At 46.6% G+C, this 12,145-nt stretch carries 11 protein-coding genes and 1 pseudogene; 6 read left to right on the forward strand and 6 right to left on the reverse strand.

From position 1 onward, the window contains the following. The first annotated feature begins 112 nt into the window (after positions 1-112). A pseudogene (locus D0A37_RS00715) lies at positions 113-1,068 on the forward strand (IS630 family transposase). 338 nt (positions 1,069-1,406) lie between these two features. After that, positions 1,407-2,281, forward strand: a protein-coding gene (locus tag D0A37_RS00720; RefSeq protein ID WP_242717584.1) for an IS630 family transposase whose coding sequence is annotated in 2 segments (ribosomal slippage) — positions 1,407-1,736 and positions 1,739-2,281 — 873 coding nt in all. Because the reading frame shifts where the segments join, the coding sequence is not laid out codon by codon here. 158 nt (positions 2,282-2,439) lie between these two features. Here D0A37_RS00720 and D0A37_RS00725 read toward each other — a convergent pair. Then, entirely contained in the window at positions 2,440-3,429 is a 990-nt protein-coding gene (locus D0A37_RS00725; protein ID WP_242720081.1) for a hypothetical protein, read from the reverse strand. Between the two features lie 230 nt (positions 3,430-3,659). Next, positions 3,660-4,640 (reverse strand): DNA polymerase III subunit delta, encoded by a 981-nt coding sequence (gene holA, locus D0A37_RS00730; protein ID WP_242720083.1) that lies wholly within the window; start codon positions 4,638-4,640, stop codon positions 3,660-3,662. 176 nt (positions 4,641-4,816) lie between these two features. Here holA and D0A37_RS00735 point away from each other — a divergent pair, with 176 nt between their 5' ends. The 3 genes from D0A37_RS00735 to cbiE all read left to right on the forward strand — a co-directional run bounded on the left by D0A37_RS00735 (position 4,817) and on the right by cbiE (position 7,134). Further along, entirely contained in the window at positions 4,817-5,557 is a 741-nt protein-coding gene (locus tag D0A37_RS00735) for a DUF1868 domain-containing protein (RefSeq protein WP_242725829.1), read from the forward strand. Next, complete coding sequence (locus D0A37_RS00740; protein WP_242720085.1) at positions 5,547-5,705, forward strand: hypothetical protein; 159 nt, start codon at positions 5,547-5,549, stop codon at positions 5,703-5,705. The genes D0A37_RS00735 and D0A37_RS00740 overlap by 11 nt, the downstream gene beginning before the upstream one ends. Positions 5,706-5,829: 124 nt before the next feature. After that, a complete protein-coding gene (cbiE, locus tag D0A37_RS00745) occupies positions 5,830-7,134 on the forward strand; it encodes a precorrin-6y C5,15-methyltransferase (decarboxylating) subunit CbiE (RefSeq protein ID WP_242720087.1) in 1,305 nt (434 codons plus the stop codon). Between the two features lie 183 nt (positions 7,135-7,317). Here cbiE and D0A37_RS00750 read toward each other — a convergent pair whose 3' ends face one another. The 4 genes from D0A37_RS00750 to D0A37_RS00765 all read right to left on the reverse strand — a co-directional run bounded on the left by D0A37_RS00750 (position 7,318) and on the right by D0A37_RS00765 (position 11,311). Next, on the reverse strand, positions 7,318-8,187 hold the full coding sequence (locus D0A37_RS00750; RefSeq protein WP_242720089.1) for a CPBP family glutamic-type intramembrane protease: 870 nt from the start codon (positions 8,185-8,187) through the stop codon (positions 7,318-7,320). A 92-nt stretch (positions 8,188-8,279) separates the two neighbouring features. Then, positions 8,280-9,320 carry a UDP-3-O-(3-hydroxymyristoyl)glucosamine N-acyltransferase gene (gene lpxD, locus D0A37_RS00755; protein WP_242720091.1) on the reverse strand — a complete coding sequence of 347 codons (1,041 nt, stop codon included), beginning with the start codon at positions 9,318-9,320 and terminating at the stop codon, positions 8,280-8,282. A gap of 143 nt (positions 9,321-9,463) precedes the next feature. Further along, positions 9,464-9,781 (reverse strand): YkvA family protein, encoded by a 318-nt coding sequence (locus D0A37_RS00760; protein ID WP_242720093.1) that lies wholly within the window; start codon positions 9,779-9,781, stop codon positions 9,464-9,466. A 414-nt stretch (positions 9,782-10,195) separates the two neighbouring features. Continuing rightward, complete coding sequence (locus D0A37_RS00765) at positions 10,196-11,311, reverse strand: SPFH domain-containing protein (protein WP_242720095.1); 1,116 nt, start codon at positions 11,309-11,311, stop codon at positions 10,196-10,198. A gap of 319 nt (positions 11,312-11,630) precedes the next feature. Here D0A37_RS00765 and D0A37_RS00770 point away from each other — a divergent pair, with 319 nt between their 5' ends. Next, on the forward strand, positions 11,631-12,119 hold the full coding sequence (locus tag D0A37_RS00770; RefSeq protein WP_242720097.1) for a hypothetical protein: 489 nt from the start codon (positions 11,631-11,633) through the stop codon (positions 12,117-12,119). The last annotated feature ends 26 nt before the right edge of the window (positions 12,120-12,145 follow it).

Genomic DNA, 12,145 nt, shown 5'->3' on the forward strand with positions numbered 1-12,145 from the left:
GTTGAGTAAAGCCACGCGAAAGCGATACCACACATAATAGCATTTTTTTGAAAGCACACGATGCTTGACTCACAACACGTTTACTTGTACCAAACTTCATACATTGTTAAAAATGAAAGCTTATTCGATTGATTTTAGGCAAAAAATCCTTGATACTTATCATACTGAACCCATTTCACAAAAAGCAATAGCTAAGCGTTTTTCTGTAGCCCTGAGTTTTGTACAAAAATTGCTTAAACAATATCGTGAAACAAAAAACATTACTCCGAGAACTGACCGATGTGGAGTCAAAGGCAAACTGAATGCGGAGCAACTACTCATCTTGGCGGAATTGATTGAAGGAAATAATGATGCAACTCTTGAAGAACTCCGTTATTTACTTTATGGGAGAATTGGATTTTCTGTTAGTAGAGCAACAATAGGAAGAATGATAAAACTCTTAGACATTACTGTCAAAAAAAACTCTCTTCCCTTCAGGGAAAGGGACAGAGCGAGTTCAAATCCTGCGATGTGAGTTCTGGAAAACAATTAAAGAGATTAGTTTGAAAGACTTAATATTCATTGACGAATCGGGAGTTAATTTGGCAATGGTTAGGTTATATGCTAGGTATGCAAAAAGGTGAAAGAGCCAAGGGGTCAAAACCAACTAAACGTGGCAAAAATGTCTCAATAATTGGAGCAAGGTCAGTCAATGAGATTTTGACATCGGTTAATCTAATAGGCGGAACTGATGCAATTACATTTGAAGCTTTTATTATCAGAAAACTTGTGCCAAAACTCTGGAAAGGTGCTTGTGTAGTGATGGATAATTGTCCCATTCACTTGGGAGAAGAAGTGAAAAAAGCGATCGAAAAAACAGGGGCAAAATTAATATACTTATCACCTTATTCACCAGATTTTTCACCAATTGAAAATCTGTGGTCAAAACTTAAAATCATTCTCCGTTCTATCAAGACTACTAATTATCAAGAATTAGGAAAAGCCATAGATTTTGCGTTCGGACAAGTTACATCGTCAAATATTTTTAACTGGTTTACACACTGCTGTTATTGTACCTCATCTTTTTGAGAAAGGCTATATCATTACTGTGCATGACTACCCTTATCTTTTTAAAAGCGCAGATAAAGACAGATTAACGCAGATAAATTATATGAATTCCGCTTGCACCGTCGGTGATTGTTGACCCTTCGGCTTCGCTCAGGGCATCGCTGTTGACTGGAGGTGACGCCAGAAGATTCTACCGGATTTGATATCAAAATGAAACTAGAAGGGGATTAAAAACGATTGAATGAAAAAGAATTACAGCTTTTGGAGTTAAAGCAATAGGTATAGCAACCGCCAAGGCGGTTAAGCCCTATACTGGAAGTATTTCTTAATCTTGCTCCGGCTGTACCGGAGCGAAATCCATGCCCAAACCCTACAGTTACGACCTCCGTCAAAAAGTGATCCAAGCAATCAAGCTTGATGGCTTAAAGATTAGTGAAGCTTGCCTTATATTTAGCATTAGTCGTAACACTATTCGTTTATGGTTGAAGCGGGAAGGCGAGACTGGGGACTTTCAAGCCTTGCCTAATCAACCACCTGGTAATGGACACAAAATTACTGATTGGGAAAAATTTACCAAATTTGTCGAGGTTAATGGAGATAAAACTCAAGTAGAGATGGCCAAACTATGGACGGAAGAAATTAGTGATCGCACTATATCACGGGCATTAAAAAAGATTGGGTTTACGCGTAAAAAAAAACTTATGGTTATCAAGAAAGAGATGAAGTTAAACGACTTCTCTTTAAACAAGAGATAGGGCTGTATGTACCACAGGATATAGTGTATATAGATGAGTCTGGGATGGATAGTAGAGAAGATTATAGCTATGGTTGGAATGCTAAAGGGAGCCGCTTTTATGCTTTAAAAAGTGGCCGAAGACAAGGGCGAGTTAATATGATTGCTGCCTATTGTCATGGTGAGTTATTGGCTCCATTTACTGTTGAGGGTTCTTGTAATCGAACCGTGTTTGAAACCTGGCTAGAAACTTGTTTAATCCCAACGCTAAAACCGGGACAAATAGTCCTTGCAGATAATGCCACCTTTCATAAAGGTGGGCGGATTCTTCAATTAATTGAAGCTGCAGGTTGTCAGTTAAAATACTTGCCCCCCTATTCACCGGATCTTAACAAAATTGAGCGATGCTGGTCATGGTTAAAAAGTCGAATTCGTAAACAACTAATTAAATTCGACTGTCTCAGGGATGCCATGGAAGCCGTGCTTCGCACAGCGGCTTAACCGCCTTGGCGGTTGCTATACAGTTGAAATTTTAATAAAATTGAAAAAAGTCAAAAGTAAGAAAGCTTTCAGTAAAAACAAGTTTTTTTACTTTTGGCTTTTGACTTTTGACTTTTAGCACATCGAGTATTCAACTCAAAACTCAAAACTCAAAACTCTTAAGGCGCTGCTGCCGCCCTGCGGTTGGCAACAATCAGATTAGCCTGATACTCTGCCGCTTTTTGCTGAGCCTTTTGATAGTTCGGGCTGGTTGACGGTACGGCTCTCATGAGCTTAACTGCTTGCTGCCACTGGCTTGCTACTGCGATCCACTCATTTTGAGACTGAGCCGTCTGGGCCGAAACTGCTGCTTTCTGAGCTGTGTTAACGGCTTCCCTCCAAGAGTCAGGCTTAGGCGCGGCGGCTTTTGGTGCAGGAGAAGCTGGAGCTGGGCTTCCTGGCGCAGCAGCAGTGGGAGCGGGTTTTGGTGCAGGGGAGGCTGCCTGTGGGGTGCCTGGAGATGCGGCTGGAGAGGATGCAGCGGCTTTAGAAGGGGGAGAGGAGGTTTGGGGGGAGGTGGAAGCAGCTTCGGGGGCGATGGATTCTGGGTTAGAGTCGCCGAAGGGGAAAGTTTTAGTAAAGAAAAGCCCTGCGATCGCCGCCAGAGGTACTAAGATACCCACAGGTATTACCCATTTGGGAAATTGTTTTTTCGGAGGCGGGGCTTGATCTGGCTCTTCGTCTTCGTCTACCTCGTCGTCATCTTGATCGAATTCTCCTTCTTGATAATAGTCTTCGTCTGCGGGCTCGACATCATCTAAACCTACAGAGTCGTCAGGCATTCCACTATCTACGGGGTAAGGCATTGACTCCGCAGGCATCAGATCAATTTCATCTTCCCACGCAGGCGATCCCTCACCTGTTCGACGCCCGTAAACCTTTACAGTGTGAATTGATTCGAGTCCCAGCTTCGTCATGCCGGTGCGGATGAAATCGACCAATACCATTTGATCCGGTACTTTGTCTGCCTCCAGAATTATGTGGAGGCAGCCGTTGTCCCGCGTCACATCGGCGTTGATGCCTTTGGGGTTGAGTGTACGGTTGATGCTAGATGCGATCGCTTTTGGATCGCCGTGCTTGAGCAGTTCCCGCGGGTTCTGTTGTGTCATGGGTAGCGCTCTTTTTTTGGGGGGGGTGGAGAGCCGGCAAATAATATTAACCGATCGGCATTCGGCGGACAATATTTATTTACCACATTAACTTCTACTTTGGCATTCTGAGAGTATTTCTAGTATCTATTCACCTTTTAGCCCGCGATCGGGCATCAAGCACATAGCCGAAGAAAGAAATTTGTTGTAAAAATTTACAGTAAGGGGCCGATCCTGTGCTCTGTCGCGCATCAGCGAAACAAGCTAGAAAGTTCTATAACTTTGGTTTGCAGGGTGGAGATTTCTTCTCGCCCCCGTTTTAAAGAAGCTTCTAACTCTAGGAGCAAAGGCAAACTTTTTTGCAGTTTTTCTAAGCTGGCGTTCTTGACTTCTTGGCGAAAATAGTATACTCGTTTGGGATTGCCGAGGTCTAGAGCTTGAGCAATTTTATCATCGCGATCGCCCGCTTGGATCATCGCCTTTACCCACAGCCAAATCCGAAACTTACCAGTCAAGCCAGCCACAATCCTCAAACCAGGCTCGCTGCGGCCAGTTAAGCCTGCCAATAAATCCAAAGCGGCGGAGGTATTGCCCTCGCGAATCGCATCGGCTAGCTGGAAGGTATTTTGGGCGTGACAGTGCACCAGTGCGGCAACTTCTTCCGGGTTCAGAGGTTGGCTGCGGTTGCCCGCAAACAGTCGCAATTTTTCTAGTTCGCTGTATAGCCCGCGGGTATCGCTGCCAATGGATTCGGCCAAAAGTTCGATCGCTGTGGCTGTCAATTTTACGTTCATTTCGCCCGCGACTTGGCGCACCCGCTGAGCTAATTCTTTGTCATTCCAAGGCGGAATCGGTGAAAATTCCCGCACTTGGGCTGGGGGCTGGACAAGTAACTTGGTAGATTTGAGCCGGCTGTCGGGTTTTTTGAGGGATGTCAGCAGCAATACGGTGGTAGGGGGAATCACCGGCAGCGTCCGTTCAAATTGCGCTAACAGTTCTGGAGAACACTGCTGCGTTACAGTCGTATTTGCCAGCCAGACAAAACGGCTGCCGGTACCGAAGGGGGGCGTTAAAGCTCGATCGAGCCCTTCGACCACAGCGTCAGCTCGATCGGCAATAATCTTGTCATAGTTAAAACTAGCCCAGTTGGGGTCGAGGACTGTTTGGCGCAAACTTGTCACAGCCTGCGACATCGCAAACTCGTCTTCTCCCCAAAACAGGTAAATTTGCATGAAAAACGCTCACTAGCCAAAAAAATCACAGTTGCACGCGAGGCTTGTCCAACATATCCTGAATTGGGCTGTTGGAAGCCCGCGCCATAATATAAAATTTGGTGTGGGAGTATGTCACCGCGAGGAAATCAAGATTGGATGATACTTATCAAGCTTACGTAAATCGGGTGGCGCGAATGACGCTGCTGGACTCCTACAAGTCCCAGGTGGAACACATTCAGGAATCTCCAAAATTTAAGCCCGACGAAGCAGGCAGGAGAGATCCTGTACCTTTTCCAGGTTATTCGGTGATTACGCCCCCTGCGGGGGAAGATGCAGAAAATGCTGCATTTTATAGTAATTTGCACTCGAGCCAACAACGGCTATTGCAGGAAATAGCGGAGGGTGCGATCGTTGCACTGCCTCCTGATAGCTTCCATTTAACCGTAGCCGATTTAATTTGGAGCAGCGCTTTTCGAGATGCCTCTGATAAAAATCCAGAATTTGAGGAGCAACTGCGCTCGCGCATGGCCGATCGTTTTGCCGCCTGCAAACCCTTGGCGGGCGGCGCTCCCATTCGCTGGATAGTGCTGGGGTTGATGGTGATGACTAGAGCTGTGGGTGTTTGTTTAGCACCGACGGACGAAAACTCTTACAAGCAAATTCTGGAGTTTCGCCGATCGATCTATCAAAATCCCGATTTAATGGCTTTGGGAATTGAACAGCAATATCATTTTACGGCACACATTACTCTGGGTTATTTTGGAGACATCGGGCCGAACCTTGACCGCGCTCGCTTGTGCGCTTTGCTGTCAGAGTTAAACGAGCAATGGCTGGACACGCCGCAAGAACTGTCCGTAAACCGAGTGGAACTGCGGAAGTTTGACGACATGACCACCTACCTCCGGCAACCGGACTGGCCTGTGTTTGAGTTTTAACGAAGCAAGAGGGAAGAAGGAAGAGGGAAGAAGGAAGAAGGAAGAGGGAAGAAGGAAGAAGGAAGATTTTTTCCCATCTCCCACTCTCCCCATCTCCCACTCTCCCCATCTCCCACTCTCTCGCCCCCTCTCCCCCTCTCCCCTGTGACAAGAGTCCGGATATTGCCTATTAAATGCTTTAATTATTTTTGTTTGACAGTAAAGTCAAGGAAAAAATTTATGAAAAACCAGGAAAAATCAGTAATTCTGGTTTTTTACTTTTTGCTTAAAAAGTGACAGTACACGTTGTTGGTATAGGTTTAGATGGAGCTGCTGGGCTGAGCGAATCGGCGCGGCAGGTTGTAGAAATGGCCGCTCTGCTAATAGGGAGCGAGCGCCATTTGAGCTATTTTCCCCAGCACGACGGAGAGCGCTGGGCATTGGAAGATTTGACCGAAGCAATTCTGGAAATTCGGCACTGGTGGGCGACTGAACCCGAATTAGATCCCTCTGCGGGGACGGTGGAACCCCGTGATCAACCGATCGTAATTTTAGTGGCCGGCGACCCGCTGTTCTACGGCTGGGGAAAGTTGTTAATTGCCCAATTGCCGCCAGAAAAATTAACTTTTCACCCCCATGTCAGTTCTGTGCAGTTGGCTTTTAATCGCTTGAGAATCCCTTGGCAAGATGCTCATTGTGTAGGCTCTCAAGGACGCTATTTTGAGGAGCTGACGGCGAAGCTGAAGCTCGGTGTGGAGAAGATTGCGGTGCTGGCGGACGAAGCTCACACTCCGGGTGTACTGGCAAGTTTGGTGAAAGCTCTAGATTTGCCGACACGCTACGAGTTTTGGGTTTGCGAAAATTTGGGGGCGGCCCAGGAACGGGTAAGCCGCAAGTCTCTGGAAGCTTTGCTGAGAGAGTCTTTTGCACCGCTGAGCGTGGTTGTGATGCTGCGGGAACCCCCGCCAAGGGCAGAACCTTTGGATTTGGAAAAGTTGCCTTTGTTGGGAATACCGGATGCAGCTTTTATCGGTTGTGGCGACAAGCCTGGTTTGACGGTTGAACGGGAAGTGCGGGTGTTGGTGTTGGCACAATTGGCTTTGCAATCGGGACAAGTTGTCTGGGATGTGGGTGCTGGTAACGGTTCTGTGTCGATCGAAATTGCTCGTTTATTCCCGCAATCTGAGGTTTACGCGATCGAACAAACGGTTTCTGGTACTTCTGCGATCGAGTTCAACTACGGCCGTTTTGGGCTGCAAAATGTGTTCTCGATTTACGGAACCGCCCCGGAAATCTTGCACCGCTTGCGTCCTCCGCACCGGATTTTTATTGGCGGTAGTGGCGGAGGGTTGACTAAAATTTTGGGCGTTTGCGCGCTGCGGCTGCTTCCTGGAGGCTCGATCGTCCTGGCTTTGGATGCTTTTGAGGATATTGCTACTGTTTTGAGCTGGATCGGCGATCGGGTGCGCCGGGAACCGCACTGGAGTTACCGAATCGTGCAAGTGCAATTGTCGCGTTCTCTGGCTGGGGGAAATTCAACTCGTTTTGACGCGTTGCGGCCAGTTTCGATTGTGACGATCGATCGACACTTGAATTAATGTCTGAATTTTAACCGCCGATTAACGCAGATTAATGCCTGTGTTATCTGTGTTTTTTGTGGTTTTAGTTCTCGCTTGATTGAATCTAATCTTTTTTTACCGCAGAGGGCGCAGAGGGCGCAGAGGAAGAGAGGAAGAGAGGAAGAGAAGAGGTAATTTTAAAGGGGTTGGGGGTATTAGGTTTTAATTTTTAATTAAGAACAGTACGGCTGCTGTTGCTAGCAGTAGCAGAATTCCGGCGGCACCGGCTAGGGGTTTTGCTGCTATTCCTGTAATCCATTCTGGTACGGTAGAAGTAGGTTTAATTGCGCCTTCTGTATCGACGGTAGTTATACCCCAAATCCAAGCTGCGTGAATGCCGATCGCCAATCCCAAACTACCATTGCCGGCGATGCGGGCTAATGTTAAAACCATCCCCATCAGCCACAATCCGGGCAGTTGCGGTAGAGTTTCTTTGGTGGCCCAAATTAGGTGGGCGATCGCGAAAATGAAACTGGCGATCGCTGCTGCGATTAGCATTGAGTAATCTTGCTGGAGGATTGTTTGCAAGCAGCCGCGAAAGATTAACTCTTCTGTGGCGCTAATCCACATTCCTAATAACAGAGTCAGCAGACTAGCAGGGTTAAAAATTAAAGCCCAAGGATTAATTTTTTTTTCGCCTGTTTCGGTGGAAGTTTCGCTTTTGTGTAGTTCGATCCAGCCTGCGGTTAATTGCAATCCGAATAAAATTACTAAGCTGATTGTTCCTAATCCTAATCCCCGCAGTAATGACATCAAAACTGCGGGTTGCCAATCCCAACCCCAGTTAGCAAAAGATGTGTTTTCGATCCAACTTGTCGCCCATAAAATGAAGGGAACAATCACGTAGAGGGAAGCTAGTAAAGGTAGTTTTTTGTTTCCCAAGGGTTGGGGCGGATGCCATTTGAGGGCGATCGCCAGCACGATCGCTGCGGGAAGCCACACAACAATCCAAGTTGAAAAAAACAAGATTATTTTGACAATTGCTGGTATTGACGGCGACAGCAGTCGCAGGTTGTTTATGCTATTCCACATTTAAGGGGTTGCAACTATAATACTGTTGACTGTTGACTGTTGGCTGTTGACTGTTAATTGTTAACTAATGACTAATGACTAATAACTAATGACTACCGATCGAGCTTGCGCTGAATTTGCCTCAAAGACTGGTACATTTCCGGCAAGCGGTTGTAGACGGCTGTGGCTTTGAGAAATAGTTTGTGGGGAATTGCTGGAATGCCCGTCACGATCGCCCCTGCTGCAACATCGCTGTGAATTCCGGCTTTAGCAGTGGCGATCGCCCCATCTCCGATTTTGGCTTGATTAGCAATTCCCACTTGACCTGCCAAAATTACATTGTTGCCAATTTTTACCCCGCCGGCCATGCCAACGTGAGCGGCAAAAGCACAATTTTTCCCTACTTGACAGCCATGACCTACGTGTACTAAATTGTCGATTTTTGTATTCTGGCCGATGCGGGTTTCTCCGACAGCGGGCCTGTCGATCGTGCTGTTGCAGCCAACCTCAACGCCCTCTTCTAATACCGTGCAGCCCGACTGCTCCATTTTCACCCATCCTGTGGCTGTCGGCACGAACCCAAAACCTTCGGAACCAATAGCCGCACCACTGTGAATCACGCAATTTGCCCCGATGCGAGTACGTTCGTGAATGACACAATTAGCGTGTAAAACAGTGCCTGCGCCTATTTCCGCATCGGGGTAAATTACGACATTTGGATGAATGCAAACGTTGCTGCCAATTTTGACTTTTGCTTGGATAACGACGTTGGGGCCGATATAGACATTTTCACTAATTTCTGCGGAGGGGTGAACCGTGGCTGAGGGATGAATTTCGGATGCTGGGCGAAACGGTTGATAGAAAAGGGCGATCGTTTGAGCAAACAGCAATCGCGGATCGGGTGCGGCAATCCAAGCAATATTGCGATCGTCACATTGAGCTTGGAGACTTTCATCTAAGGGTAAAATTAAAGCCGAAGCATTTGTAGTGGCTGTATGAGCAGCAAATTTAGCACCTTCTATGTAACTGATAGTACCGGGTGCAGCTTCATCAACAGGAGCCACGCCTGTAATATCTGGATCGGTAGCAACCGACGCTGTGAGGGTGCGACTGGTGGCTAAGTTAAGTTTTTGTACTATTTCGCTAAACTTCATCTATAAAAATTTGTTGTTAGCACAGATGGATCATAGTTAAAATTACCAGCTTTGGAGCACGATCTGAGCAGTTGCCATTTAAAAAACAAAAACCCCGATTTCTTGAAGAAGTCGGGGTTGTAGCGCTCGATTATTTTTGGCAATTATTTTACAGAAACTGCATCTACGTCAACGGTGCTGCCTTTGGCTTCAGAATAATGGGCACCGGTGGCTTCGGATGCTGAAGCTGTCTCTGTTTGGCGGGATTTAAAGTAGTCGATCGCCATTTGCGAAACTTCGGAAATTAGCAGCATTGCGATCGCCACATCGTCAATTTGTCCGACGACGGGGAGAAAGTCTGGGGCAATGTCGATCGGGCTTATGAGATATGCCAGGGTTCCGAGAATAATCCACCAGCGGTACTTGGGGTTGCGGAGGGTTTCGCGATACCAGTTGTAAACAGATTGTATAGAAAAGTTCATGGGGTTGTCCTCTACTTATATTTTCAATCTTGACAAATTGTCGCTCGAAATGCTTGTGGAGATATCCCCCCTAGGGTTGGCAAGAGACTTCTACCTGGGAGTATAGGGAATTGGGGAGGGAAAAGTTGTCAAGCTGTGTCGGAAGGGCGGGGACTCTTGACAACGCCCCTACAGAAACCTGACAGATGAAAGCCGATAGAATTAATCTGTGTTTATCTGCGTTTATCTGCGGTTTAAAAAAACATTCATATTGTTGATGGTAGATTCGGAATCTCTTACTTGTATATCGTGATTAAAGCAAGTTACTTAGATTGGGATTTTTTAACCGCAGATGTCAGCAGATAAACACAGATGAACTCCGATGGGATTTATCTGTGTTTATCTGCTGTTTAAACAAATCTTCATCTCTCTCACTCACGAATTTTGAAAGATCCATTTTTGGTCGCCGATCGCAATTTCGCAGCCATTTGGCAGCCAAAAAGGCTCGTTAGCTGCCAGCCTCTGCCCCCCTACAAAAGTGCCGTTGGAACTGCCGCTATCGACAAGCTGATACCGCTGTTTGCCAATTTCGTCAGTGGCCCGGCGGATTTGAGCGTGGTAGCGCGAACTTTGCGGATCTTGTAATACTAAAGTGTTGGTTGGTTCGCGTCCAATTGTAAAGGGATTGGCTGTTAGGGCGATCGCCTCTCCAGAAAATTTGTAGATTAAATATGCGGTTGTTTTGCGATCGCTGCTTGCGAGTACGGTTGGTGCAAGTTGGGGAGGATTTCTCCCCGGTGGGAGGCTGTTTTGAGCAAGTTGTTGTGTCAGTTGTTGTAAATCTCGATCGAACCCTGCTGCTGTGTCTGAAGCTGGAAGACTCGCAGGAGAATTACCTGAAATTAAGTTTAACTGCTGTACGGGAGATTGAGGAACAATCGGACGGCCTGCTTCGGCAATTCTCATTTGCAGGGCGGCGGCATTTTCTGCTTCCTGTCGGGCACTCATTCCCTCAACTTGGCGAATAACTCCGTTGGTTTCGGGAAAGCTGACATCGCCAATTCGCACGTCTTCTAAGTTAAAACCTAGAGTATAAAAATCTTGGATGCGATCGAGCAAATTTTGGCGCAGCAACAGCCGTCCTTGACTGATAAGCTGTTGTAGGGGTATTTGCCCGATCGCTAATCCCATACAATCCTTAACTGCACTTGCTAAAACAGCTATAGGATCGGACAATTCCAAGGCTACTCGTTTCGGATCTATAACTTGATAAATAACAGTCAGAGTAGCATCAATTAAAAACCGATCCTTAGACAAAAAATCTCCGTGCGACTGTACATCCAAATTGCGGAGTTTGGTGTCTACGAGGACAATTTGAGACTGTTCCAGCAGGGGAAGGGCAAAGCTGAAATGTCGCCCGGATTTTAGGGTACGCACGACGCGGCCGTTTTTGACCAACAGACCCGTGTAACCCGCCCCTATAAAGTCCATACTAAACCCGGCCCAGCGTTCTGGAGTTATCGTTTGAATCAGGGGAGAAGCGTTGTTCATGGGAGGGAGTTGAGGGAGGGGAGATTCTATTTTTAGGGTAACAAATTGCTGGGGGCGAGCGATCGGGCGGTGTGCCGGTTCCGCAACCTCTATTCTATACTTCTGGACACCCCGCGATTCAGGCCGGACTGGATCTAGCTTGCATCTAGTTGATGGTGGGGGCGATCGAAATATTGTCCGTAGGGTGCGTCCGATCCTTCAAACCAGTTGAAATCGAAAGAATTAATGTCTAACGCACCCTACAATTTGGTTTAACGGTGACTAAAGGTGAGTAATTTATTGGCTATACTTAAGGCATCATGCTAGGAGCGTAAGTCAGATGAACACGATCGCGATCGCCCTTTCTGATGAGCGACTCCTGAAGTTACAAAAACTCGCCAACGACTTGAATGTATCGATAGAAGAGTTAGTTTTAATAGGCATCGAAAACTTACTCGCACAGCCAGAAAGTCTTTCACCGAATACTGCTCAAAATATTTTCAACAGAAATGCTAAAATTCCCCCTGATATAGTTGACAAATTTTATGCACTAGCCTCGGATTGGGAGAAAGATGTTGCTGGACTTTCTTCTACTGCCCAAATGTCTCAGCATCCTGCCTATCAGGAAATTATTAGTATGGGAACACAAATCGTGCCGCTGTTGCTATCGGAACTCAAAAGAAATCCCCTTTACTGGTTATCGGCGTTGAGTGCAATTACGGGTGAAAATCCCATTCAATCCGAACAAAGGGGAAAAGTAAAACAGATGGCATCAGCTTGGAGAGATTGGGGGAGAAATCAAGGCTACGCGATTGAAGAGAATGTATAGAAGAGCAGAATTTGAATTTAAGTAGT

Origin of the sequence: Microcoleus vaginatus HSN003, from assembly GCF_022701255.1 — a bacterium.
GTDB classification, from domain to species: Bacteria; Cyanobacteriota; Cyanobacteriia; order Cyanobacteriales; family Microcoleaceae; genus Microcoleus; species Microcoleus vaginatus_B.